This window comes from Intrasporangium sp. Soil_C_50, assembly GCF_057656595.1.
This window is the reverse complement of the sequence record NZ_JBDGKB010000001.1, coordinates 1,063,148-1,086,654: the sequence shown is the minus strand read 5'-3', so window position 1 is coordinate 1,086,654 and position 23,507 is coordinate 1,063,148. Positions and strand designations below refer to the sequence as shown.

The window sequence follows — 23,507 nt, the reverse complement described above, 5'->3', positions numbered from 1 at the left end:
GTGGACGGCGGCGCCCGGGCTCACGCGTCCTTCCGCCAGCGGCGACGCAGCGCGAAGGCGGCAGCCTTGGGCTTGCGGTCGCGGGTGAAGGCGCCCTTCTTGTTGCCGTCCACGCGCATGATCCCGGAGGTCGTGGCGAAGTCGGCGAAGTTCCAGACGTGCTCGCCGACGACGGCGTCGCAGGCGTCGAACACGCGGTGGTTCATGTCGAGGTAGTCGACCTGGTACTCCTCGCTCCACGGCTGCGGGGTGAGGGAGTGGTTGCCGGCGAGGGTGTCGGCGCCGTACTCGGTGATGACGATCGGCTTGCCCTCGGAGGCCCAGCCGTTCAGCTCGGTGGTCCAGGCGATCTCTGCGCCGGCGAGGTCGCCGGTGTTGACGTACCAGCCGTAGTAGCGGTTGAGCATGAGCACGTCGGCGAACTGCGACACGCGGCACTTGCCGTGCGGCGCGAGCATGACGTTGACGAAGCCCACCGGACGCGTCGGGTCCGCCTCGCGAGCCACGTCGAAGAGCGGGCGGAAGTAGTCCTCGGCGCCCTCGGTGTCGGACTCGGGCTCGTTGGCGATCGACCAGAGCACGACGCTCGGGTGGTTCTTGTCGCGGGCGATGAGCTCGCGGATCGCCTGGGCGTGGACCTCACGGGTCTCGTCGTTGACGGTCTCGGGGGAGAAGGTCGTGTAGCCCTGGCCGCCGAAGATGCCGCCGCCGAGGCCCATGTTGAGGCCGACGGCCGCGGTCTCGTCGATGACGACGATGCCGTGCCGGTCGGCGTAGTCGATGACGTCCTCGGAGTAGGGGTAGTGCGACGTGCGGAACGAGTTGGCGCCGATCCAGTCGAGCAGCTCGAAGTCCTGCACGACGTGCGCCGGACTGTGCGCCTTGCCGATCGTCGAGTGGTCCTCGTGCATGCCGAAACCCTTGAAGTAGAAAGGGTCCCCATTGATGAGGAACTCGGTGCCGCGCACCTGGACGGTGCGGATGCCGACGCTCTGGTGGTAGCTGTCGAGGACGGACCCGGCGTCGTCGACGAGCTGCACCTCGAGGTCGTAGAGGTAGCCGTGGCCGGGTGCCCAGAGGTGGACGTCGGCGACCTCGAGGGTGCCGTTCGCCCCGGTGCCGGTCGCGACCTCGCGGCCACCGGCGTCGCGCAGCACGACGCGCACGTCGAGGCCCTCGGCGTCAGCCGACACGACCGTGTACTCGACCGAGCCGGTGTCGCCCTGGAAGCCGGTGACGACCGTGATGTCCTCGAGGCGGGCCTGCGGCGTCGCGCTGAGCCAGACCGAGCGGTGGATGCCGGCGAAGTTGAAGAAGTCGTGCCAGTAGATCTGCTTCTGACCGGCCGGGCCGTCCTCGATGACGCCCGGCGGGATCGACTGGAAGCTCAGCGTGTTGTTGACGAGGGCGGTGAGGCGCACGGGCTCGCCCGGGATGACGAACTCCGTGACGTCGGCCTCGAACGGGGTGTAGCCGCCCTCGTGGCTGACGACCTCGTGGTCACCGACCCAGACCGTCGCCCGGTGCGTGGCCGACTCGAAGTGCAGCACGACGCGCTGCCCGGCCCAGCCACGGGGCACGTGCACGGTCCGCTGGTACCAGATGTCGCCGACGTGGTCGCGCACGGCGCTGTCGGCGGTCAGGTCGTTGAAGCTGGCCGGGACCGCCATGTCGCGGGGCGCCGGGAGAGGGCCCCGGAACCATCCCCCGTCGCGCCCCTCCGAGGCGCCGTCGAGCTGGAAGGACCAGATGCCGTCGAGCCGCTTCGTCTCGCGGGTGGAGGTGTCCTGGGGGCGGAGCATGGGGCGGCCTTTCGGTGGGAGGTCTGGGGCTCCTCCCATTGAGTCACCGGCCCCGCCGCAGAGCGAGCGATTGCCACCAGTTGCCACACCCGCAGGTCACCCCCCACCCCAATCGAAAGAGCACTCCGTCACCCTCCACCTAATCGAAAGAGCAGTCCGTCACCCTCCACCCCAATCGAAAGAGCAGTCCGTCACGCTGCGTTCGCGCGAGCGCGCAGTCGACGTGCGCGGATCTCGGCAAGCTCGAGCATGCGCGTGCTGAAGAACCGCGGGTGGATATCAGAGAGCTCCAGAGCCGCGCGTGGGTGGCCTAGCTCGTTCGCGACGCGCCGTACCAACGCATACCGGGCGCCGTCGCTGTTGACGTCGTCATCCCAGACGTCGATGACCGACCACCCTCCATCGGAGAAGCGCTGGAAGCGTGCTTCGTCGTGCCGTCGCTGCTCAGGACTGTCGTGGAACTCCCGTCCTTGGTACTCGAGCAGCACCCGCTGCTTGACCCAGCGCATGTCCGGCCTGCCGAGCCACCGCCGACCCTCGGCGTACGCCGGTTTGTTGAGCTCTGGTTCGGGTAGTCGAGCGCGCAAGAGGACGAGACGGGTGCGGGTTTCGCCCGGTGACTCCGAGCCGACGCGGATCCAGTCCAGCGCTTCGAGCAGGGTGAGCTTGCCGCGTGGCGCGACGCGCGCGGCAAGAGCTGTGCGCAACGGCTCCACCGAACCGAGCCTGGTGGCGACGGAATCGCCGATCACCACGAGATCGTCGTGACCCAGCGGGACTCCCGGCCGGATGAGCTCGCCCAGGTCGACCCAGGTGTCGGCCAGACTCGTCACCGGAAGCCCGGCGACGCGTACGACGGTTCGGTCCGAAAGGCCCCGATGCCCCACGAACCCGCGCCGGCGCACCGCACCGTCCCTCATGTTCCGTGTCACGTGGATGGCGACGTCGTCATCGAGCGACATCGGCAACGGGAGTCCGTGGATCCGCGCGGCCGTCAGGTGCGAGAAGGCATGCCGCTCGACCACCAGGCCGACCGCCGAACACTTCTCCACGAGGGAGTCGCAGGCGGCCGAGGACCAGACGCCGCGCGCGGGGGAGTTGAGGTTCAGGGCGTAGACCTGCGGCTTCGTGAGGCCCCAGGCGGTTGCCATGGTCGGCGTGAAGGGGCGGTCTCTCAGGGCCGCCGGCAGGGTCGCGGGCATGACGCCGATCGTGGCGCCGGCTCGTGATCGTGCGAGCGCGTCATCCACAGGAGTGCGTCGTGCCGGGCCGTGACGGAGCGCTCTTTCGATGGGAGGGGAGCGTGACGGAGTGCTCTTTCGATTGGGAGGGATCGTGACGGAGTGCTCTTTCGATTGGGGGAGGGCGGGGGATTGCTGTCGCGAGGGGGGAAGGGGGGCGCACTAGGGTGGCGGGCATGGAGCGTCGGCCGACGATCTACGACGTCGCCGAGGCGGCCGGCGTCGCCGCCTCGACCGTGTCGCGGGCCTTCGCCCGTCCCGGTCGGGTCAACGCCGAGACGGCGGCCCGGATCTTCGAGGCAGCGCGCGAGCTGGGCTACCGGTCCGGCTCCCTGCCCGGCCTCGTGACGAGCCGGACTCGCACGCTCGCGCTCGTCGTCACCGACATCACCAACCCGTTCTACGCCGACATCATCCGCGGAGCCCACGAGGCGGCGGGCGACCTCGGCTACACGGTCCTGCTGTCGCACACGCAGGAGGACGCACAGCTCGAGCGGGAGTGGACCGAGCGTGAGCTGCGCTCGGTCGAGGGGGTACTGCTCGCGAGCTCGCGGATGTCCGACCAGGCCATCCGGATGATGGCCAAGCAGCGGCCGGTGGTCGTGCTGAACCGCCGCCTGCCCGAGGTGCCCAGCCTGCTCGTGGACAACGCGCGGGGGGTGCGGCGCGCGGTCGAGCACCTTGCCGAGCTCGGCCACGACACGGTGACCTACGTCGCCGGGCCGGAGGCGAGCTGGACCGACGGCGTGCGGTGGCAGGCGCTCCGCGAGGCGGCGTACGAGCTCGACCTGAAGGTCAAGCGCGTCGGACCGTGCAACACGCCCACGGTGCAGGCCGGCTTCGGCAAGGCCCGCGAGATCGCGAAGCAGCGGGCCACCGCCGTGGTCGCCTACAACGACGTCGTCGCGATCGGCGTCCTCAAGGGCCTGCTCCGCCTGGGGGTCGGAGTCCCGGGCGACGTGAGTGTCGTCGGTATCGACAACACCCTGCTCGCCGAGATCACCGAGCCGGAGCTCACGACCGTCGCCGCACCGCTGCACGCCATGGGCGCCACCGCGGTGCGCAACCTCGTCGCCATGGTCGGCGGCGCCGTGCCGAGCCGCGAGCCGATCGTCATGCCGATGCGGCTCGTCGTCCGGCGCTCGACGGCTCAGCGCAGCCGGAACAGGACCTCGCCGGCGTTGGGCACGACGAACGTCCCGCCCTCCGCCTCGGCAGCCACGTCGAGGGAGTCGGGGTCGAGGTAGCCGAGATTCGCTGCGTGACAGACCTCCTCGGGGATCCGCGTCGCCAGCGTGACCTGGACGCGCAGCCGCTCCTCGCCAGTCTCGGCGTCGTACGTCCCCGCTCCGCGCAGGTGGGTCGAGTGCGCGAGAGTGCCCCAGTGGATGTGCTTGAAGCGGTCCCACTGCTTCACGAAGTAGTCGCGGCAGTGGTAGCCGATCTCGTTGATCTCGGGATGGCTCGTCGAGATCTCGGTGATGTGCGGCGCGTAGAGGATGACCTCGCCCCCGTCGGCCACGGCGGGCTCGAGCTTGTAGAACCCCTTGGCGCCGGTCCAGATGTCGTCGTACATCTCCGGGATCACCGAGACGACGCGTCGCACCGGCTCGTCGAGGTACGTGACGTGCGTCTGAGCGCACACCTCGGCTGCGCTGGCCCACGAGGAGATGGTGTCGCCGAAGGAGATCGAGTGCAGCGCCTGCTCGCCACCGTGCGAGCCCTTCTCGCCGACGACGCAGAAGGCGAGCTTCTCGGCGGGCACGAGCGAGGCGCCCTCGTTGATGAGCGCCCGCACCGGGGTGACCGCGGTCGTGCCGATGATCTCGGCCGAGGTGATGAGGGCCCCGATCCAGTGGGAGACGTCGATGATGTCCTGGCCGGCGACGCCGGGGAAGAAGTACTTGTTGCCGCCGGAGATGCCGACGACCTCGTGCGGCAGCACCGGCCCGACGACGAGGGCGACGTCGTGCTCGACGACGGCGCGGTTGAGCAGCACCCTGACGTCCATCGAGAGGCGCCCCTCGGACAGCTCGGCCAGCCGCGCCGCGGGGATGGTGCCGAGGTCGGCGAACGTGTCGGGGTCCCACCACTCGTGGTTGACGACCGTCATGCCGGGATAGGTGTCCTCGAGGTGCCCGGCCTCGTAGCCGAGGTGCGCCGCGAGCGCCGCCTCGGACATCGGCTGGTGCGTGCCGAGGGCGATGAGGGTCGTCATCCGCGTGACCCGGCCGTGCAGGGCCTCGTGGACCGCGCCGACGAGCAGGGGCAGGGGGCAGGTGCGGGTGCCGTCGGGCACGACGATGCACACGCTCCTGCCGTCGAGGTCGGTGTCGTCGAGCTGCTCCCGGACGAACCGGCGCACCTCGTCGGAGCCGAGTCGCGACGCCGGCCCACCGAGCCGGACGGCTCGTCGCGCCGCGACCTCGGGCGTCTCCTCACCATCAGCCGAACCGGGAGCTGAGCCGGGAGCCGTGCCGGGTCCGGGCGTGGTCGGGGAGGCCGGTGCGGTCGTCGTCATGCGCCCACTCTCATCCCGTCGACGAGGCGTGGCAAGGCGTCCGGGCAACACGTGGCAACAGGTGGCAACCCGTGGCCCTCCGGTCCCGCTCGGACCGACGATGGGAGGCATGACGACGCTCGCGGCCCGACCGCTCGCCCTCGACCCCGACCGGCTGCTGCCGGTCGACCCCGGCACCCGCGAGATCGCCCGTCGCCTCTACGGCGCCGTCGCCGAGCTGCCGATCATCTCGCCACACGGTCACGTGCCGCCGGAGTGGCTGGCCGAGAACACGCCTTTCACCGACCCGACGGCGCTGCTCATCTCCCCGGACCACTACGTCTTCCGGCTGCTGCACGCCCAGGGCGTGCCGCTCGAGCAGCTCGGCGTCGGCGGTCGGCCCCTCGACGCGGACGGCTCGCGCCGGGGCTTCCGTCACCTCGCCGCGCACTGGAAGGCGTTCCGCGGCACACCGAGCCGGTTCTGGATGGACAGCGTCCTGGCCGACGTCTTCGGCATCACCGAAAGGCTGGCGCCGGAGAGCGCCGACGGCATCTACGACCGCATCGCCGAGACGATCGCCCGCCCCGACTTCCGGCCGCGCGGCCTCATGGACCGGTTCGGTATCGAGGTGCTCGCGACGACCGACGACCCGGCCGACGACCTGCACCACCATCGGGTGCTCCGCGACGACGCATCCTTCGCACCGCGCGTCGTGCCCACGTTCCGGCCGGACCGCTACCTCGAGCCGGGCGCAGCCGGGTTCTCCGACCTCATGACCGACCTGGCTCGCGTCAGCGGCGTCGACACCGGCACGTACCGCGGCTACCTCGCCGCGCTCGAGCAGCGCCGCCGCTTCTTCAAGGAGAACGGCGCCGTGTCGTCGGACCACTCGCACGCCGACGTCGTGACGCTCGAGCTCGACGACGCCGCCGCGTCGCGGATCTACGACGCCGCGCTGCGCGGCACGGTGTGCCCCACCGACGCGACGGCGTTCCGACGCCACATGCTCGTCGAGATGGCGCGGATGTCCACCGAGGACGGCCTCGTCATGACGCTGCACCCGGGCGTCCACCGCAACCACCACACGCCCACGCTCGAGGCCTTCGGCGCCGACACCGGCCACGACATCCCGACCACGGTGGAGTTCACGAGGGGGCTGCAGCCCCTCCTCGACCGGTTCGGCACGGCGGACGGCTTCCAGCTCGTCCTCTTCACGCTCGACGAAACCGTCTTCTCGCGCGAGATCGCCCCGCTCGCCGGCTTCTACCCGAGCGTCTACGCGGGCGCACCGTGGTGGTTCCTCGACGCCCCCGAGGCGGTGCGCCGCTTCCGGGGCGCGGTCACGGAGACGGCGGGCTTCTACCGGACGTCCGGCTTCATCGACGACACGCGCGCGTTCCTGTCCATCCCCGCGCGGCACGACATGTCGCGGCGGCTCGACAGCGCGTACCTCGCGCAGCTCGTCGCCGAGCACCGGCTCGACGAGGACGAGGCCCTCGAGACCGCCGTCGACCTCGTCACGACGATCCCGCGAAAGGCGTTCAAGCTGTGAGCACCCGGACCCGTCCCACGAGCCACGACGCCGCACCGGGTGCGGCCCCCCGGCTGAGCCGTGCCGTCGCCGGTCGTCCGCCGGCGCCGGTCCGTGTCGTCCACCTCGGCGTCGGCAACTTCTTCCGGGCGCACGCCGCCTGGTACACCGAGCACGCCCCCGACGCGGCGGACTGGGGGATCGCGGCGTTCACCGGCCGCTCGGCCACCGTCGCGGACACGCTGGCCGCCCAGGACGGGCTGTACACCCTCCTCGTCCGCGGAGAGCGGGGCGCGACACCCGAGGTCGTCTCGAGCCTGAGCGCCGTCCGCCCCGGGGACGACCTCACCGCCCTCCGCCGCTACCTCGCCGACCCGGCGGTCGCCGTCGTCACGACGACCGTCACCGAGGCCGGTTACCGCCGCACGGCCGACGGCGGCCTCGATGTCGACGCCACCGAGGTGTCCTCGGACATCGCTGCGCTGCAACAGGACCCGACACATGGGGTGGTCGTGACCACGCCAGGGCGCCTCGTCGCCGGGCTGCTGGCGCGGCGCGCGTCGGGTGCCGGTGCGCTGACGATCGTGCCCAACGACAACGTGCCCGACAACGGCGCGATGGTGGCGGGCGTCGTCGGTGGGCTCGCCTCGCACGTCGACGCGACGCTCCCCGCCTGGATCGCCGAGAACGTCTCGTTCGTGACGACGATGGTCGACCGGATCACGCCCCGCACGACCGAGGCCGACCGCGACGAGGTGCTCGCGGCGACCGGCTTCGACGACGCCGCGGTGGTGCCCACCGAGCCCTTCTCCGAGTGGGTGCTGGCCGGCGCCTTCCCGGCCGGACGCCCATGCTGGGAAGCGGCGGGCGCTCGGTTCGTCGAGGACGTGCGGCCGTTCGAACAGCGGAAGCTGTGGCTGCTCAACGGATCCCACTCGCTCATGGCCTACGCCGGGTCAGCCCTCGGTCACGAGACGGTGGCCGAGGCCGTCGCCGACCCGGTGGTCCGCTCGTGGGTCGAGCAGTGGTGGGACACGGCGTCGGCGCACCTGAGCCTGCCACCCGCCGAGATCGCCGAGTACCGCGCAGCCCTGCTCGACCGCTACCGCAACGCGAACATCCGCCACCTGCTCGCCCAGATCGCGGCGGACGGGTCGCAGAAGATCCCGATCCGCGCCGTGCCGGTGGTGCGCGCCGAGCTCGCCACCGGGCGGCGTCCCGACGGCGCGACGCGTCTCGTGGCCGCCTGGGTGGCCCACCTGCGCGGCCTCGGGGCGCCGGTGACCGACGCGCGCGCCGACGAAGTGACCGCCCTCGCAAGGGGATCGGTCGACGACGCAGCCGGAGCGGTTGTGGCGTGGCTCGACCTCGACGCCGCGCTCGCACCGGTCGTCGCCGAGCAGGTGCGTGACCTCGAACGCCGGGCGTCGTGAGCACGGGTCGCGCTGCCTCCGGAGCGGGGCGCACCCCGGCCGGCCGAACGCGCGAGGTCGTCATCGGACTCGACGTCGGCACGACCGCGGCCAAGGCGGTCGCCTTCCCGACGGACGCCTTGCCGACGGACTCCGGCCCGCGGGTCGCCGCCTCCCGTGAGTACCCGCTGGTGCGGCCTCGTTCGGGTTGGCGCGTGCAGGACCCGGAGGCTGTGCTCGCGGCCGTCGACGCCGTCCTGTCGGGGATCACCGAGCAGCTCGACGGGGCCCCGGTCGCCGCGGTGTCGATCAGCACCGCCATGCACGGCCTCATCGGCCTCGACGCGCAGCGCCGACCCCTGACGCCGATCGTCACGTGGGCCGATGCGCGCGCCCGCGACGAAGCCCGCGAGCTGCGGTCCTCCCCGCACGCCGCCAGGCTGCACCAGACGTCGGGCACCCCGGTGCACTCGATGTCGCCCCTGACCAAGCTGCTCTGGTTCGCCCGTCACGAGCCGGACCTGACCGCCGCCGTCACGACGTGGGCCGGCCTCAAGGACCTCGTCGTCCACGCCCTCACGGGTCAGGTCGTCACCGAGCTGTCCTCGGCGAGCGGGACCGGTCTGCTGTCGGTGCGCGACCGCACCTGGGACCCCTTCGCCCTCGACCTCGCCGGCGTGCGTCGCGACCAGCTCCCCGACGTCCTGCCCACGACGACGACCCTGCCGCTCAGCGCCGAGGCCGCCCGCCGCACAGCGCTGCCCGCTGGCGTGCCGGTCGTGCTCGGCGCGGGGGACGGGCCCCTGGGCAACCTCGGTACGGGCGCCCTGCGTCCCGGTGTGGCAGGCCTGTCCCTCGGCACGAGCGGCGCGCTCCGGCTCGTCGTCGACCAGCCGTTCGCCGACCCCGGCGGGCGTCTCTTCTGCTACGCCCTCACCGACGACCGTTGGGTTGTCGGCACCCCGATCAGCAACGGGGGAGCCGTGGTCCGATGGGCCGGCTCCGTGCTCGCAACCGACGTCGCCGACGGCGGCGACCGCGACGCGCAGGTGCTCGCCCTCGCCCGGGGAGTGCCTGCGGGGAGCGAGGGCCTTGTCATGCTGCCCTTCCTGCTCGCCGAACGGGGGCCGCTCTGGGACGCGGACGTGCGCGGTGCCTTCCTCGGGCTGCGGCAGCACCACACACGAGGCCACTTCGTGCGGGCAGCCGTCGAGGGCGTGGCCTTCCAGCTCGCGACGATCCTGGACGGGCTCGACGCCGTCCGGCCCGTCACGTCGATCAGGGCGACGGGGGGCGTCTTCCGTGCGCCGCTGTGGCGGGAGGTCCTCGGCGGGGTGCTCGGTCGTCCGCTGGTCGTCACGGCCGGTGCTGAGGGCTCTGCGCTCGGCGCCGCGGCCCTGGGCTGGCACGCCGTCGGGGGCGCACCGTCGCTCGAGGTCGCGCTGGAGGATCTGTGCCCGGGCCTGCTCGACACCGACGGCGCCGGCGCGGAGGCGATCGTGGCCACCCCGTCCGAGGTGGAGGTCTACCGCGCGGCACGGGCGTCAGCGGCCGGGCGGCTTCGCGAGCTGTCAGCAGCGGCAGACCTGCTCGCCGTCCCGCCCCGGGCACGGCCCGTTGCCGAGGCTGCAACCACGTCGGCAACAAGCGGCAACTGATTGTCGGGCGCGGTCGCCCGGCCCTCTACTGGAAGCATCTTCCGGCAGCAATGCCATGGCCCACAAAGGAGTTCGGCTGATGGCCACCATCACCACGGAGCAGATCGCTCAGAAGTTCATCGACGAGAGGCTGCCCAAGCGCTCGATCGCCGGCTACGGGTTCGGCGACTTCGCCAACAACCTGGCCTTCACCCTCAGCACGTCGTTCCTGCTCTACTACTACACCGACGTTGCCGGGCTCACGGCCGCCGCGGTAGCGACCATGTTCTTCGTCGTGCGGCTCTGGGACGCCGTCGCGGACGTGCTGGCGGGCCGCCTCGTCGACCGCACGATGACGCGCTTCGGCAAGTTCCGTCCCTTCCTCCTCTTCGGTGCGGTGCCGCTGCTCTTCCTGTCGTTCCTCACCTTCCACATTCCCGAGTCGATCGACGACGGCGCGAAGCTCCTCTACGCCTACGTCACCTACGCGGTGCTGGGCCTGGTGTACTCGCTCGTCAACATCCCCTACGGCTCGCTCGCGTCGGCCATGACCCAGTCGGTCAAGGAGCGCGCCAAGCTCGTGTCGTCGCGCTTCTTCGGCGGTGCCGTCGGGGGCGTTGTGCTGACCTACATCATCGCCCCGCAGATCTCCGACCTGAAGGCAGCCAAGAAGACGCTCTCGCCCGCCGAGTACCGGGAGCAGGCGCAGTCGATCTTCACGAACACCACGCTGCTGTTCATCGCCATCGGCACCGTGGCCTACCTGATCACCTTCTTCCTCTGTCGTGAGCAGGTCGTCCGCACCCAGCCGCGGGTCTCGCTGCGGGAGACGCTGCAGACGCTGCGTCACAACGGCCCCCTGGGCATCCTCTGCGCCTCGAGCTTCTTCTACCTCATCGGGCTCTTCGCGGTCGGCGGCGCGGCTGCCTTCTACGCCCAGTACGTCATGGGCGACATCAAGTGGCTCGGCCCGATCACGCTCGTCAACAGCGGGATCTCCATCGTCGCGGCGCCCTTCATTCCCAAGGCCGTGGACAAGTACGGCAAGAAGGCCCTGTTCCAGTGGTGTGGGCTGTTCACCGTCGCCGGCGGCGTGGCCCTCTTCTTCACCCCGACCGGTGCGGTCGCCCCGGCCCTGATCTTCCTCGGCATCAAGGGAATCGGTGCAGCGCTCATCAACACGCTGATGTTCGGCCTCGAGGCTGACACCGTCGAGTACGGCGAGTGGAGGTCGGGTGCGCGCTCCGAGGGCGCGACGTACGCGGTGTTCTCCTTCACCCGCAAGATCACGCAGTCGATCGGTGGGGCGCTCGGCGCAGCGGCCCTCGCCTGGGGCGGCTACATCTCGGCGAGCGCCGCCACGCCCAACCCGGTCCAGCCGACCTCGGCGGTCGACGCGATCCGCTTCACCATCGGCCTGCTGCCGGCCCTCGCCGCCGCGATCGCGATGCTCATCTTCTGGAAGTACCCCCTCACCGACCAGCGGTTCCGTGAGATCCGCAACGAGACCGAGCTGCGCAAGGCCAGGCAGGGGCACCTCGTCCAGCCGGACGGCACGGTCGCCGGCTGAGCGACCGACCGGCCGGTGTCGCGTCAGGGGCGACACCGGCCCGTCGTCGTGTGCGCGCACCCCCGTCCGTCCACAGCCAGGAGACCTCGTGACAGCCGGCCAGCAGGAGGCCCCGGTCCCGACGCCGGCACTGCATGCGCAGGTCCTCGACGCTCTCGGTCGGCAGGTCGTGTCGGGTGAGCTCGCCGTGGGCACGGTGCTGCGCATCGACCAGCTCGACGAGCGGTACGGGGTGTCGCGCTCGGTGGTCCGTGAGGCGATCCGGGTGCTCGACTCGATGGGGCTGGTGGAGGCGCGCAAGCGGCTCGGGGTGCGGGTCATGCCGAGCACGGCCTGGAACGTCTTCGACCCCAGGGTCATCCGGTGGCGCCTCGACGGCCCGGGCCGGGAGGGTCAGCTGCTCTCCCTCGGCGAGCTGCGCCGCGGTGTCGAGCCGGTGGCGGCCGAGCTGGCGGCGGCGCACGCGACGCCGGAGCAGTGCGGGGCGATGACCGGGGCCGTGGTGGCGATGGCGGTGCACGCGAAGTCCGGTGACCTGGAGGCCTACCTGCAGGCCGACCAGACCTTCCACGCGACGTTGCTGGCGGCGTCGGGCAACGAGATGCTCGCTGCGCTGTCGGGGGTCGTCGGCGAGGTCCTCGCCGGACGGACCCACCACGACCTGATGCCGGCCACGCCGAACCCGGTCGCGGTCCGGCTGCACGGTGACGTGGCCGAGGCCGTCCAGTCCGGCCACGGCGCAGCCGCCAAGGCGGCGGTTCACCGAGTCACCGACACCTGCGTGGCCGGCCCGAACAAGCCGCTCGGGTGGTCGGGCTGACAGCTCGGCAGACCCGGGGGAGGGGAGAGGCCCTGACCGGGAGCTCCCTCCACGGCGCTACCGGCCAGGACACCGTGCCCTTACCCGTTTCGCCCGAAATGTCGCGATCTGCGGGCGCGTGTCCTGGCTGCTGCCGTCGCGTGAAGGGCTCCCACAGGGCTGGGCTACCATCTGCGCATGGACGCAGATGCGCAGGAGACGGGCCTGCCCGACGAACAGGTCGAGCTCGCGGTCGAGATCTTCCGGATGCTCGCCGACGGCACGCGGATCCGCCTGCTCTGGGCGCTCAGTGACGGGGAGCGGTCGGTCAACGAGCTCGCGGACCGCGTCGGGAAGCCTGGCCCGTCGGTGTCCCAGCACCTGGCCAAGCTGCGGATGGCGCGGATGGTCCGGACGCGTCGGGACGGCAACCAGGTGTTCTACCGCGTCGACAACGAGCACATCGCGAGCCTGGTCCGCGACGCGATCCACAACGCCGAGCACGCGGCCGACGGCGTCCCCCGGCACCACCGGTCCGCCGACGTCGCCGCGATCGCCCGCGGGACCGCCGCAGGGACGACGGACTGAGATGCACGAGAACGAGCACAGGCACGACCACCCGCACGACCATGTCCACGAGCACGGACACGAGCACCACCGCCGGAGAGGCTGGTGGGCCAGCCTGACCCACGCGTTCACCCCGCACTCGCACGACGCCGCTGACTCGATCGACTCGGCCCTCGAGTCCAGCGCCCGCGGGGTCCGCGCCGTCAAGGTCGGCCTCGTCGGCCTCGGTGTCACGGCCCTGCTGCAGCTGGCGGTCGTGTCCGTCTCGGGCTCGGTGGCGCTGCTGGCCGACACGATCCACAACTTCTCCGACGCGCTGACGGCCGTGCCGCTGTGGGTCGCCTTCGTCCTCGGCCGACGTGCTGCGACGAAGCGCTACACCTACGGGTACGGCCGCGCCGAGGACCTGGCGGGCCTGTTCGTCATCGCGATGATCGCCCTGTCGGCGGTCCTCGCCGGCTGGTCGGCGCTCGACCGGCTGCTCCACCCGGCACCCGTCACCGACCTCGGCTGGGTCGCCCTCGCGGGCTCCCTCGGGTTCCTCGGCAACGAGGCCGTGGCCGTGTACCGGATCCGTGAGGGCAGGGCCATCGGGTCGGCCGCGCTGGTCGCCGACGGCCACCACGCGCGCACCGACGGCCTCACCTCACTGGCCGTGCTCGTCGGCGCCGCCGGCGTCGCGATCGGCTGGGACTGGGCCGACCCGGTCGTGGGCCTCGTCATCACCGTCGCCATCGTGCTGGTCCTGCGCACGGCGGCGCGCGACGTGTTCCGCCGCCTGATGGACGGTGTCGAACCGGAGCTCGTCGAGCAGGCCGAGGCCACCCTGGCTGCGGTGCCGGGCGTGACCGAGGTGCGCGGCGTCCGGATGCGGTGGATCGGCCACCGGATCCACGCCGAGGCCGAGCTCGACGTCGCCGCCGACACGAGCCTCGTCGACGCCCACGCGCTGGCGCACCGTGCGGAGGCCGAGCTGGTCCGCACCACGCCACGTCTCACGGACGCCGTGGTGCACGCCTACCCGGCCCACCACGTCGGCGCGGTCGTCGCGGCGGCGCGGCGCCGTCAGGACGGGGGATCCTGACGGCGCACACCCTCGACGCGGGGTCAGCGGCGGGGATCGATCATCGTCATGCCCGCGCCCGTCGCCGTGTCGAAACCCGGGAGCAGGGCGGCAGCCTCCTCGAGCCCCACCGTCCGCTCGACGAGCCGCTCGGGCGCGAGCACGCCCCGCTCGACGAGCCGCATCAGGGCCGGGTAGTCGCGGGCGGCCATGCCGTGGCTGCCGAGGAGGTCGAGCTCCCAGGCGATGACCCGCGCCATGGGGACGCGCGGGTGCCCATTGACGGGCGGCAGCAGGCCCACCTGCACGTGGCGACCGCGCCGGCGCAGGCTGAGGACGGCGTCGGCGCAGGTCTGCTCGCTGCCGACGGCGTCCACGGCGACGTGGCTGCCGCCGTCGGTCAGCTCGGCCACCGCTGCCGGGACGTCGAGGGTGTCGAGGACGTCCGGACCGGCCGTGCTGCTCGCGAGCAGCGTGTGTTCGGCGCCGAGCTCGGCGGCCGCGGAAAGCGCCGCGGGGTTGCGGTCCACCGCGACCACCCGCGCACCGAGGGCCCGGGCGATCATGACGCAGCTGAGACCCACGCCACCGGCACCGACGACGGTGACCCACTCGCCCTCGGCCACCCGGGCCCGGGCCACCAGCGCCCGGTGGGCGGTGGCGAAGCGGCAGCCGAGGGCGGCCGCGGCCGAGAAGCCGAGCGAGTCCGGGAGTGCCACGAGGTTCGTGTCGGCCGCGTGCAGCGCGACGTACTCGGCGAACGACCCCCAGTGCGTGAATCCCGGCTGCTCCTGGTCGGGGCACACCTGGGCCTGCCCGGACCGGCACCACTCGCACTGCCCGCACCCGCAGACGAACGGCACGGCGACGCGGTCGCCGACCTGCCAGCGCCCGACGCCGCGACCCACCTCACGGACCACGCCGGCGAGCTCGTGACCGGGCACGTGGGGGAAGGTGATGTCGTCGTGGCCCGCCCACGCGTGCCAGTCGCTGCGGCACAGCCCGGTCGCGACGACCTCGACGACCACCCCGGCCTCCGGTGCGACGGGGTCAGGCACCTCCCGAACCTCGGGCTCGGCCCGGACCGCATCGACGACCATCGCACGCATCGCGCCATCATGACAGCGCAGGCTTTCGGGGCGGCCGGCGCGACCCTTTCGGCCGTTCTGCCCGTTTCGGCCCCGCCTCCCGCGGCCCGTGCCGTCCGCTGCGTATTCTCGCCCGGTGCACGGCCGGTACCAGGGGTGATGATGACGCGTGGAGCCCGGCGGCCGGTGCGCGGCACCCCCCGCCCCGTGGCCGCCAGGACGGGCTCGCGCCGCGGCCCCCGCGGGGCGTCCAAGAGCGGTCCGGCGGGTGCGTCGAACCGGTTGCGGCGGCTGGTCGGCTCCGTCCCGCTGGCCGGCCTGGTACTGGGCGCTGCCTTCTTCGGTGCCTCGTGGCTGATCGGTCACGGCGCACGCGGCCCGGTCGACCAGCCGGCAACGGGTTCGCTCGTCGACGTCGTCGACACGTCGGCGCTGACGGCCCCTGCCGACCGGGGGGCAACAGAACGCTCGTCACGCGCCGGCGCTCACGCCGGCGTGGGCGGCACCCTTGTGGTGCAACCGGATCCGCGCTGGGTGTCGCGCATCGCAGCACGCACCGGGATCCCCGTCGTCGCGCTCCGGGCGTACGGGAGGGCCTCGATCCTCGCGGCCTCGGACCTGCCCGACTGCCACGTCGGCTGGACGACGCTGGCCGCCATCGGGCAGGTCGAGTCCGCCCACGGGGCGGTCGGCGGCGGTCGCCTGCTGAGGAGCGGACGCACCTCGAGGCCCATCGTCGGGCCCGCGCTCGACGGCCGGGACGGCGTCGCGGCCCTGCGTTCCGACGCCGAGGGGGTGCGGCTGCACGGGGACGCCACGTGGGACCACGCCGTCGGCCCGATGCAGTTCCTGACGAGCTCGTGGCAGCGGTTCGGTGCCGATGCGGACGCCGACGGAGTCGCGGACCCGACCGACATAGACGACGCGGCGTGGGGTGCGGCCAGGCACCTGTGCACCGGCGGCGCCGACCTGCGCGACGGACGAGCGTGGACGCGGGCGATCCTGGGCTACAACGCCTCCGACGCCTACGTCCGGCGCGTGCTCGACGAGGCTGAGGGATACGCCCGCTCCGCCGCGCGACGCTGACGACGCGGTGCGGGTCGAGCGGTCGGAGCGCGACGCGCCGGCGCTCGCCTCGCCGGGATGACGGTCGACGGCGATGCGCACGCGGGCTCCTGGCTGCTGCTCCGTGACATCCGGAACGGCGCGAACCTGGGCTACACGCTGGCGACACGGCCCACGACATGGGCTGCCGCGGAGGCCCAGACCCCGCCCTCGGGTGCCGACGCCGACTACACCAAGGCGACCGCAGCCGCCACGAACGGACGCTGACCGACGGTCCGGCTCGTCACCCCGGCTCGTCACCCCGGATCGTCACTCCGCTCGTCACTCCGCTCGTCACCGCGCACCCTGCGTCTGGTCGCCCACCAGGCGCAGGGTGCGCAGTGCGGGGTCGGCCGCGTAGGCGATCCGGACGCCGGCGCGTCGGGCCGCGTCGAGGGCTTCGAGCGCTTCGGCCGTGACGCGCTCGCCGGGGGCGAGCACCGGGATGCCGGGCGGGTACGGCGCCACGAGCTCGGCGCTGACCCGGCCCACTGCGTCCTCGACGGGAACCGTCTCGGTGCGGGCGAAGAACGCCTGCCGCGGGGGCATGACGCCGACCGGTTCGACGCGGTAGGCCGCGTGGCCCGTCACGGGGCGAGGCCGGCCGCGGTGCCGCACGAGCGCGGCGGTGAGGGCGTCGGTGAGCGCGGTGAGCGTGGCGGTGGTGTCGGCGAGCGAGACCACGGCGACGAGGACGTCGCGGTCGGCCGACTCGAGCGGCAGCCCGGCGTCGAGGAGGTCCTGCTCGACGGCGTTGCCGTCGACGCCCGTGCCGGACAGGACGAGCGTCAGCTTGAGCGGGTCGACGTGGGGTCCGTCGAGGACGACGAGGCCCTCGATGTCCCCGAGCCGGTCGCGGGCCTGCCGGGTCGCCGCGACCGCGGCCCCCAGCAGCGCTTCCCCGTCGCGCTCCAGCAGGGCACGGGCGGCATCGGTGCTCGCGAGGATCGCGCCGGCCGGGCTCGTCGTCGCCGTCGCCTCGACGCCGGCGTCGAGCCTCGCCGCGTCGATGCGCTCGGTGCGGGCGAGGACGAGGGCGGCCTGGCTCCACGCGGGCAGCGTCTTGTGCGCACTGACGACCATGGCGTCGGCGCCGAGCTGCAGGGCGTGGCGGGGAAGGCCCCGGTGGAAGCCGAAGTGCGCAGCCCAAGCCGCATCGACGACGAGGGGCACGCCGTGGGCGTGCGCCGCCTCGGCCAGCCCGGCGACGTCACCGACGGTGCCGACGTACGACGGGTCCCCGACGAAGACGGCTCGGGCGTCGGGGTTTTCGGCAAGTGCCCGCCTCACTGACACGGGTGCGACGCCCAGGGGCAGCCCGGTGGACTCATCGACCTCTGGTCGCACCCAGACCGGCCGCAGCCCGGCGAGCACCAGCCCGAGCAGGAGGGAGCGGTGCAGGGTCCGGCTCACGACGACCGTGTCGCCGTCGCCGGCCACCGCCAGCGCGACGGCCTGGTTGGCATGCGTGGCGCCACCGGTGGAGAACCGGCAGACATCCGCGCCCCACAGCCGCGCCGCGCGCGCCTCGGCCTCGGCGAGCACGCCGCCGGTCAGCTTCATCGTGTCGAGGCCCGCGTAGAGAGGCACGTCGCCGGCCACGACGTCGCCGACGAGGTCGGTGCGCTGCTTGTGGCCGGGGATGGTGAACGGCGTCGGCGGGCGTTCCTGGAAGCGCAGCCACGCGTCGAGCAGCGGCGCGTCGGCGCGGAGACCCCGCGGGTCAGTCGGCATCGGGCCTCCAGTCGCCAAGCACCGCGACGAGCGCGCTCGTCAGGGCGCGCACCTGGCGCAGGTCCACCCACTCGTCGACTGCGTGCAGCCCTCCGCCGGAGGGGCCGCACACGAGCGTCGGGCACACCTGCTGCCACAGGGGTGCCTCCATCCAGTACGGCGCCTCGAAGGTCGGCCCCGTGCCGAGCTGCGCCCCGAGCCGGACCGCGAGCGAGGCGGCCGGGCCGTCGTCGTCGAGGCGCCAACCGTCACGGTGGGCGACGAGCTCGGCCTCGGCGTGCCACTCCGGCTCGAGCAGAGCGCGCACCCGGTCGAGCGCGTCAGCACTCGACTGCTCGGGCGTCGTGCGCACCTCGACGAGGCACTCGGCGTGGTCGGGGACGACGAACGGCGACGTGCCCCCGCGCGCCAGGGTGACCATGAGGCCACCGCCGGACGCCCGGACGCCCGGGGCTGCGGCGTCGACGACGTGGAGCAGGCGGCCGAGGTGGGTGACCGCGTTGACGCCCAGCTCAGCCTGGGAGCTGTGCGCCGCGCGTCCGGCGAAGGTGACTCTCACGACGGCGAAACCGCGCAGCGAGCGGCACAGGGCGTTGTCGGTGGGTTCGGCCACGAGGCACGCGTCGGGCCGCACGCCGAGTCCCGGCAGGGCGGCGATGACGGCCTCGCTGCCGAGGCTGGCATCCTCCTCGTCGGCGACCAGGGCGAGCACCGGACGAACCGCCGCGCCGCGGGCGACGAGGTGCTGTGCCGCCGCGACGACCGCGGCGACGCCGCCCTTCATGTCGGCGGCACCACGACCGTGGAGGCGGTCACCCTCGACGCGTGGCGTGAAGGGCTCCGGCATGCCGGCGACCCCGACCGTGTCGAGGTGGCCGTTGAGCACGACGGTCGGGCGGTCGGCCGGACCGGGTGGCACCGCCACGAGGCTCGGCCGACCGGACGCGCCGAGCGCCTGCACCACCGTCGTGGAGAAGCCCGCTCGGGTCAGCCTCGCGTCGAGCCGCCCGACGATCTCGGCCTCGCCGCCGGCTCCGGGCACCAGCGCCGGGTTGACGCTGTCGATGGCGACCAGCTCCTCCAGCAGCTCGACCGCCGAGCGCTCCACGTCTCCCATGAGGCGAGACTAGGGGCGAGACCAGGGGCGAGGCGCTGCAGGTCGACGCTCGCCGGGACCGTTCCTGCTGGCCACCTGGTCTGGCCGGGTGGGGACGAATCGGACAGGCCTTGCCGACGCCCGGTGACCGCGCGGCGCGCCAGGGTGCGTGGCTGTTCCTCGTCGCGGGGATGCTCGCCCTGCTGGCCATCGTCGTCGACTCGCCGCGTCCCGGAGGCCTCATCGGGGTGGCGGTCGCGGACCTCGCGACCGCGGCGCTGTGCCTGTTGCTCATCGCGCGGACCATGCACGACCTGCGCCAGAGCCAGCTGCGGCTCCTGGCGCAGGAGCAGTGGCGGGCGGCGATGACGGCGACGCTGGCCCACGACGTCCGCTCGCCCCTGACCTCGATCGCCGGGGCGCTCGAGCTGCTCGCCGACGACCCCGGCACGCCACCCGCCCTCGCGCCTCTCGTCGAGTCCGCGAGACGGCAGGCAGAACGCATCGCGCGGCTCGCCGGCGACCTGCTCGACCTGCTCGACCTCGAACGCATCGACCAGGGCCGGCTGCGGCTCGACCGCACGCAGGTCGACGTGCGTGCCCTCGCCGAGCGCGTGGCCGAGCTGACCGACCCGCGTCAGGTGCGTGTCGAGGTGCCGGCGGCCCTGTCGGTCCTCGCCGACCGCGGCCGCCTCGAGCAGATCCTCGTCAACCTGACGAACAACGCCGTGCGCCACGGGGCGGGGCCGGTGCTCATCGGGGCCGAGCAGGAGCCCGGCGCCGTCGTGCTGTCGGTCCGCGACCACGGGCTCGGCGTCCCGCCGGAGGCGACGTCACGGCTGTTCACCCGGTTGGCCGACGGCCGGCCTGGCACCGACTCGGTCGGGCTCGGCCTCTGGATCGTGCGGATGCTGACGCAGGCGCACGGCGGGTCGGTGTCCCAGGAGAACACGGATCCCGGGGCGGTCTTCCTGGTGCGGCTGCCCCAACCGGGGCCCGGGGGGCGCCGGCGGGAGTGGCCGAGGCGGCTTCGGCGCCGGCCGGCGGTGGGCGCAGCACACCGGGCGGCGGGATGCGACCTGCCGGCTAGTGCGCGGTCCAGTCGTAGAGCAGCAGGGCGCCCGCGTGGACCAGCGTGACGAGGAGGAACAGCAGTCCGGCCAGCATCGCGACGGCGATGAGCAGGGGCACGAAGTACCCCAGGCGTCGGCGGCGGTCGCTGGCCACGATTCCATTGAAGCGCAAGGGAATCCGTGAGGGGGTGGATCAGCGGAAGAGGCGGCCCTGACGACGAAGCGCGAGGACGTCGGGCCTGCGCGTACGGGCGGGCCGTCCCTTGGGGGTGGCGCGGAGGCGTCAGTCGTCGTCCTCGGTGACGCCGATGCGGATCTTGCCCTTGCCCGAGCAGTCGTCCTGGTGCTCGCGGGCGTCCTTGCGGGCCTTGTCGCGGGCGCGTCGGGCCGGACCGGTCCAGTCGCAGCTCTTGCAGTACCCGAAGGCGAAGGCGCCGTCCTCGTGCGCCCCGAACGCCTCGGCCTTCTCGGCCTTCTCGACCTTCTCGATCGTCGCGCGGTACTTCTCGCCCTCGGCGTCGCGCACCGTCAGCTCGTGTCCGTCGCGGGCCAGGAACCGGAGTCCGCGTCTGCGCGCCATGGGCCCATGATGCATCGCGGCGGCTTCCCGCGGTGACGCGGCCCTCGAACCAGCCACCGGTGTGCCGTGGACGCCCACGCCGAGGAGATCCTCCGCGTGTGCCACGGCCGCCGCAGCCAGGACACCATCGCCCTGTTCGTGCCCGCCGAGGAGCAGGCCGCCGCCGACGACGTCGTGCACGACCTCACGCGCTGCCGCGTCGGGTCCGCGGGGAAGGGCCTCGGGGTCACCGTCACGCCCTGACCGGCACGCGTTTCCTCAGTTCGCGCGGACACGGCGTCCTGTCGGCGCACCGGCGCGCGGATGTCCCAAACAGCCTCCTTCCCGGACGACCCGTTCCCATCCGGATATGTCGCATTCCGCACGTTGAGTGGCGAATTCTCCTGCCAATTCAGCGAATTGATGGCCGGAATTCACCGAAACGCCGGGTGTCCGCCGGTGCGGTCGTAACCTGATGTGGCTGGAGCGGCGCGGTGGCCCGGGGACATCGCAACAGCCCTCCAGCGACACAAGCTGGACGGTCGGGGGCGCGCTAACGGGGCGCGCGGGTCAGCCCAGCCTTGAGGGGGGTAGTCGAACCATGGTGGAGTACATCAGCCCAGCATCGGTCGAACGCGGTGCCGGCACGATCGAGGCGGACCCGGTCCGCGGCCTGCTGCACGACCTGAGGGAACCACTGGCAGCCATCCTGCTGCTGTCGACCTCAGCCGCAGGGGACGTCCAGGAACGGCTGGGACACATCCGGGAGCAGGCGACCTGGCTCGCCGAGCTCGTGGCATCCAGCCTCGAGGGCGCGGCCGGCGACGACCCGCTCGTCGTCGACGCGGTCGCGGTCGCCCGCGAGGTCGCGGGCCGGGCCCGAATGACGACGACGGCGACGATCGACGTCGAGGTGGCCGGCGACGGGCTCGTGCTCGCCCGGCCGATCGCGCTCGCACGGGCCCTGGGATGCGTCGTCGACAACGCGGTGCGCGCCGCCGGCCCCGCCGGACACGTGCTCATCTGGGTCGGCGACGACGGCGACGACGGCGTCCATGTCCGCGTGCTCGACGACGGGCCGGGACTCGGCCACGTCGTGCACCGCACGTCGATCGGCCTGGCCACGACGCGGGCGATGGTCGCCGCGTGCGATGGCGCGTTCCTCCTCGGCCCGCGCCCCGACGGCGGTGCGTCGGCGGACATCGCGCTCCGGCGCGGCACCCACGTGCTGGCCTCCTGAGAGGGGCGGGGGAGATGAAGCTGGTCGTCTGCGACGATCACCGGCTCATCCTCGACACCCTCGGCGCCGCGCTGTCCGACCTGGGCTACCAGGTCACGACGGCGAACGGACCAGCCGAGGCGCTCGAGGCCGTGGCCGAGGTCCAGCCCGAGGTGTGCCTGCTCGACGTCAACTTCCCGGGCGCCTCCGGGCTCGACGTCATCGCGAGCATCCGGTCCGTGTCGCCCGGCACCCGCGTCATCATGTTCTCGGCCGATGCCTCGGACGTCTCGGTGCGCCGGGCCATCGCCATGGGCGCGTCGGGCTACGTCCGCAAGGACCGCGGCCTGCCGCAGCTCGTCGAGGCCATCGGCCTGGCCGTCAGCGGCCACCTCGCCGTCGAGCCGCGGATGCTCCAGAGCGCCATGCGGACGGGAGACCCCCAGGAGAGCCCGACCTGGGTGCTGTCCTTCCTCACCGAGCGCGAGTGGCAGGTGCTGCGGTGCATCACCGACGGCCTCGGCACCGACGAGATCGCGACCGCCCTCAACGTCCGCCGCAGCACGGCCCGGACGCACGTCCAGAACGTGCTGACGAAGATCGGCGTGCACTCGCGGCTGCAGGCCGTCGCGCTCGTCGCGGCCCACGCGGACGAGATCGAGTGGCCCGCGCACGTGCGTCCCGCCTGAGGACAGCCTGAAGCCACGCTGAGTCATCCGTTTGACGTAGCGCGCGGTCGTGCCCGCGTCGGGTCCGCCCCGACGCGGGCACCGGCACTCTCAGGGACATGGAACAGGACGTCCGTGTGGTCATGGTGGACGCGCGTCAGGGATTCCTCGACGCCGTCGCCCTGGTGCTCGCCGAGCACCGCACGCTGCGCCTCGTGGGCAGCACGGCGACCGTCCGGCAGGCACTCGCCCACCGGCTCGCCGAGCGGTGCGACGTCGTCGCGGTCGGCCTCGACGACACCAACGACATCCTGGCGCTCGAAGGACTGTGTCGCGAGTGCCCGGGACTCGGCATCGTCGTGATGGCCTCGAGGGACGGCGAGGTGCACCTGCCCTTGGCGCTCGGCTGGGGGGTCCGTGGCTGGGTGTCACGACAGGACGGCGTCAACGACCTGCTCGATGCGCTCGTCGACGTCGCGGCCGGCGAGGCGCACCTGCCGGCAGAGCCCCTGCACGCGATGTTCGCGGCAAGCCTGCGCGACCGACCCGACGCCATCCCGCCCGGCACCCGGCCCCTGACCGGACGTGAAGCCTCGGTGCTCGACTGCCTCGCCGCCGGCATGTCCCGCCACGACATCGGCGTGGCGCTCGACCTTTCGGACAACACGGTCCGGACCTATGTGCGGCGCATCCTGCGCAAGCTGCACGTCCACTCCGCCTCGGCGGCGGTGGCGATGGTGCGAGGCGGCAGGACGTCAGCAGTGCTGACAGCAGTGCCGACCGCAACGACGACAGCAGTGCCGAAAGCAGTGACGGTGACCGGTGAGGAGAGGACAGGGGA

Annotated in this window: 23 protein-coding genes; 15 read left to right on the top strand and 8 right to left on the bottom strand. The window is 72.7% G+C overall.

Annotated features, from left to right (window positions below):
- Nucleotides 1-20: 20 nt before the first annotated feature.
- Both uidA and AC3A5R_RS05020 read right to left on the bottom strand, forming a co-directional pair.
- On the bottom strand, nt 21-1,802 hold the full coding sequence (gene uidA / locus AC3A5R_RS05025) for a beta-glucuronidase (RefSeq protein WP_487619631.1): 1,782 nt from the start codon (nt 1,800-1,802) through the stop codon (nt 21-23).
- 191 nt (nt 1,803-1,993) lie between these two features.
- Complete coding sequence (locus AC3A5R_RS05020) at nt 1,994-3,004, bottom strand: hypothetical protein (RefSeq protein ID WP_487619630.1); 1,011 nt, start codon at nt 3,002-3,004, stop codon at nt 1,994-1,996.
- Nucleotides 3,005-3,219: 215 nt separating this feature from the next.
- Here AC3A5R_RS05020 and AC3A5R_RS05015 point away from each other — a divergent pair, with 215 nt between their 5' ends.
- Complete coding sequence (locus tag AC3A5R_RS05015) at nt 3,220-4,290, top strand: LacI family DNA-binding transcriptional regulator (RefSeq protein ID WP_487619629.1); 1,071 nt, start codon at nt 3,220-3,222, stop codon at nt 4,288-4,290.
- Here the strand turns inward: AC3A5R_RS05015 and AC3A5R_RS05010 are convergent.
- Nucleotides 4,194-5,564: a lactate racemase domain-containing protein gene (locus tag AC3A5R_RS05010; RefSeq protein ID WP_487619628.1), complete on the bottom strand. Its 1,371-nt coding sequence runs from the start codon at nt 5,562-5,564 to the stop codon at nt 4,194-4,196. The genes AC3A5R_RS05015 and AC3A5R_RS05010 overlap by 97 nt on opposite strands.
- Nucleotides 5,565-5,673: 109 nt before the next feature.
- Here AC3A5R_RS05010 and uxaC point away from each other — a divergent pair, with 109 nt between their 5' ends.
- From uxaC to AC3A5R_RS04975, 7 genes are all read left to right on the top strand, one after another.
- On the top strand, nt 5,674-7,098 hold the full coding sequence (gene uxaC, locus AC3A5R_RS05005; protein ID WP_487619627.1) for a glucuronate isomerase: 1,425 nt from the start codon (nt 5,674-5,676) through the stop codon (nt 7,096-7,098).
- Entirely contained in the window at nt 7,095-8,510 is a 1,416-nt protein-coding gene (locus AC3A5R_RS05000; protein WP_487619626.1) for a mannitol dehydrogenase family protein, read from the top strand. The genes uxaC and AC3A5R_RS05000 overlap by 4 nt, the downstream gene beginning before the upstream one ends.
- Nucleotides 8,507-10,147 carry a gluconokinase gene (locus AC3A5R_RS04995; RefSeq protein WP_487619625.1) on the top strand — a complete coding sequence of 547 codons (1,641 nt, stop codon included), beginning with the start codon at nt 8,507-8,509 and terminating at the stop codon, nt 10,145-10,147. Before AC3A5R_RS05000 ends, AC3A5R_RS04995 begins: the two co-directional genes overlap by 4 nt.
- A gap of 79 nt (nt 10,148-10,226) precedes the next feature.
- The gene (locus tag AC3A5R_RS04990) at nt 10,227-11,696 is read left to right on the top strand and encodes a glycoside-pentoside-hexuronide (GPH):cation symporter (protein ID WP_487619624.1); all 1,470 of its coding nucleotides are present in this window, start codon (nt 10,227-10,229) and stop codon (nt 11,694-11,696) included.
- A gap of 88 nt (nt 11,697-11,784) precedes the next feature.
- The gene (locus AC3A5R_RS04985; protein ID WP_487619623.1) at nt 11,785-12,516 is read left to right on the top strand and encodes a FadR/GntR family transcriptional regulator; all 732 of its coding nucleotides are present in this window, start codon (nt 11,785-11,787) and stop codon (nt 12,514-12,516) included.
- A 177-nt stretch (nt 12,517-12,693) separates the two neighbouring features.
- Entirely contained in the window at nt 12,694-13,083 is a 390-nt protein-coding gene (locus tag AC3A5R_RS04980) for an ArsR/SmtB family transcription factor (protein ID WP_487619622.1), read from the top strand.
- A 1-nt stretch (nt 13,084) separates the two neighbouring features.
- Nucleotides 13,085-14,146 (top strand): cation diffusion facilitator family transporter, encoded by a 1,062-nt coding sequence (locus tag AC3A5R_RS04975; RefSeq protein WP_487619621.1) that lies wholly within the window; start codon nt 13,085-13,087, stop codon nt 14,144-14,146.
- 23 nt (nt 14,147-14,169) lie between these two features.
- Here AC3A5R_RS04975 and AC3A5R_RS04970 read toward each other — a convergent pair whose 3' ends face one another.
- Nucleotides 14,170-15,234 (bottom strand): alcohol dehydrogenase catalytic domain-containing protein, encoded by a 1,065-nt coding sequence (locus AC3A5R_RS04970; RefSeq protein ID WP_487619620.1) that lies wholly within the window; start codon nt 15,232-15,234, stop codon nt 14,170-14,172.
- Between the two features lie 186 nt (nt 15,235-15,420).
- Between AC3A5R_RS04970 and AC3A5R_RS04965 the strand changes: the two genes are divergently transcribed.
- Both AC3A5R_RS04965 and AC3A5R_RS04960 read left to right on the top strand, forming a co-directional pair.
- Nucleotides 15,421-16,299: a lysozyme family protein gene (locus tag AC3A5R_RS04965; protein ID WP_487619619.1), complete on the top strand. Its 879-nt coding sequence runs from the start codon at nt 15,421-15,423 to the stop codon at nt 16,297-16,299.
- Between the two features lie 57 nt (nt 16,300-16,356).
- Nucleotides 16,357-16,545 (top strand): hypothetical protein, encoded by a 189-nt coding sequence (locus tag AC3A5R_RS04960; protein WP_487619618.1) that lies wholly within the window; start codon nt 16,357-16,359, stop codon nt 16,543-16,545.
- A gap of 66 nt (nt 16,546-16,611) precedes the next feature.
- Here AC3A5R_RS04960 and AC3A5R_RS04955 read toward each other — a convergent pair whose 3' ends face one another.
- Both AC3A5R_RS04955 and AC3A5R_RS04950 read right to left on the bottom strand, forming a co-directional pair.
- A complete protein-coding gene (locus tag AC3A5R_RS04955; RefSeq protein ID WP_487619617.1) occupies nt 16,612-18,051 on the bottom strand; it encodes an aminotransferase class I/II-fold pyridoxal phosphate-dependent enzyme in 1,440 nt (479 codons plus the stop codon).
- Nucleotides 18,041-19,168: a M20 family metallopeptidase gene (locus AC3A5R_RS04950; protein WP_487619616.1), complete on the bottom strand. Its 1,128-nt coding sequence runs from the start codon at nt 19,166-19,168 to the stop codon at nt 18,041-18,043. Before AC3A5R_RS04950 ends, AC3A5R_RS04955 begins: the two co-directional genes overlap by 11 nt.
- A gap of 110 nt (nt 19,169-19,278) precedes the next feature.
- On the opposite strand from AC3A5R_RS04950, the gene AC3A5R_RS04945 reads away from it, so the two are divergent.
- Entirely contained in the window at nt 19,279-20,286 is a 1,008-nt protein-coding gene (locus AC3A5R_RS04945) for a sensor histidine kinase (RefSeq protein ID WP_487619615.1), read from the top strand.
- Here AC3A5R_RS04945 and AC3A5R_RS04940 read toward each other — a convergent pair.
- Both AC3A5R_RS04940 and AC3A5R_RS04935 read right to left on the bottom strand, forming a co-directional pair.
- Complete coding sequence (locus AC3A5R_RS04940) at nt 20,234-20,374, bottom strand: hypothetical protein (protein WP_487619614.1); 141 nt, start codon at nt 20,372-20,374, stop codon at nt 20,234-20,236. The two genes, AC3A5R_RS04945 and AC3A5R_RS04940, sit on opposite strands and share 53 nt — an antisense overlap.
- A 129-nt stretch (nt 20,375-20,503) precedes the next feature.
- Entirely contained in the window at nt 20,504-20,800 is a 297-nt protein-coding gene (locus tag AC3A5R_RS04935) for a hypothetical protein (protein WP_487619613.1), read from the bottom strand.
- A gap of 66 nt (nt 20,801-20,866) precedes the next feature.
- On the opposite strand from AC3A5R_RS04935, the gene AC3A5R_RS04930 reads away from it, so the two are divergent.
- From AC3A5R_RS04930 to AC3A5R_RS04915, 4 genes are all read left to right on the top strand, one after another.
- Entirely contained in the window at nt 20,867-21,043 is a 177-nt protein-coding gene (locus tag AC3A5R_RS04930) for a hypothetical protein (protein WP_487619612.1), read from the top strand.
- 337 nt (nt 21,044-21,380) lie between these two features.
- Nucleotides 21,381-22,019, top strand: coding sequence for a sensor histidine kinase (locus tag AC3A5R_RS04925; protein WP_487619611.1), 639 nt, complete (start codon nt 21,381-21,383; stop codon nt 22,017-22,019).
- Between the two features lie 14 nt (nt 22,020-22,033).
- The gene (locus AC3A5R_RS04920; protein ID WP_487619610.1) at nt 22,034-22,687 is read left to right on the top strand and encodes a response regulator; all 654 of its coding nucleotides are present in this window, start codon (nt 22,034-22,036) and stop codon (nt 22,685-22,687) included.
- A gap of 98 nt (nt 22,688-22,785) precedes the next feature.
- The coding region (locus AC3A5R_RS04915; RefSeq protein WP_487619609.1) for a LuxR C-terminal-related transcriptional regulator at nt 22,786-23,507 on the top strand (722 nt) is incomplete at its 3' end.

Bases quoted from the DNA above. Each gene is read 5' to 3' on its own strand.
- uidA (WP_487619631.1), bottom strand. From the start codon at position 1,802: ATGCTCCGCCCCCAGGACACCTCCACCCGCGAGACGAAGCGGCTCGAC.
- AC3A5R_RS05020 (WP_487619630.1), bottom strand. From the start codon at position 3,004: ATGCCCGCGACCCTGCCGGCGGCCCTGAGAGACCGCCCCTTCACGCCG.
- AC3A5R_RS05015 (WP_487619629.1), top strand. From the start codon at position 3,220: ATGGAGCGTCGGCCGACGATCTACGACGTCGCCGAGGCGGCCGGCGTC.
- AC3A5R_RS05010 (WP_487619628.1), bottom strand. From the start codon at position 5,564: ATGACGACGACCGCACCGGCCTCCCCGACCACGCCCGGACCCGGCACG.
- uxaC (WP_487619627.1), top strand. From the start codon at position 5,674: ATGACGACGCTCGCGGCCCGACCGCTCGCCCTCGACCCCGACCGGCTG.
- AC3A5R_RS04990 (WP_487619624.1), top strand. From the start codon at position 10,227: ATGGCCACCATCACCACGGAGCAGATCGCTCAGAAGTTCATCGACGAG.
- AC3A5R_RS04980 (WP_487619622.1), top strand. From the start codon at position 12,694: ATGGACGCAGATGCGCAGGAGACGGGCCTGCCCGACGAACAGGTCGAG.
- AC3A5R_RS04975 (WP_487619621.1), top strand. From the start codon at position 13,085: ATGCACGAGAACGAGCACAGGCACGACCACCCGCACGACCATGTCCAC.
- AC3A5R_RS04970 (WP_487619620.1), bottom strand. From the start codon at position 15,234: ATGCGTGCGATGGTCGTCGATGCGGTCCGGGCCGAGCCCGAGGTTCGG.
- AC3A5R_RS04960 (WP_487619618.1), top strand. From the start codon at position 16,357: ATGACGGTCGACGGCGATGCGCACGCGGGCTCCTGGCTGCTGCTCCGT.
- AC3A5R_RS04955 (WP_487619617.1), bottom strand. From the start codon at position 18,051: ATGCCGACTGACCCGCGGGGTCTCCGCGCCGACGCGCCGCTGCTCGAC.
- AC3A5R_RS04950 (WP_487619616.1), bottom strand. From the start codon at position 19,168: ATGGGAGACGTGGAGCGCTCGGCGGTCGAGCTGCTGGAGGAGCTGGTC.
- AC3A5R_RS04935 (WP_487619613.1), bottom strand. From the start codon at position 20,800: ATGGCGCGCAGACGCGGACTCCGGTTCCTGGCCCGCGACGGACACGAG.
- AC3A5R_RS04925 (WP_487619611.1), top strand. From the start codon at position 21,381: ATGGTGGAGTACATCAGCCCAGCATCGGTCGAACGCGGTGCCGGCACG.
- AC3A5R_RS04920 (WP_487619610.1), top strand. From the start codon at position 22,034: ATGAAGCTGGTCGTCTGCGACGATCACCGGCTCATCCTCGACACCCTC.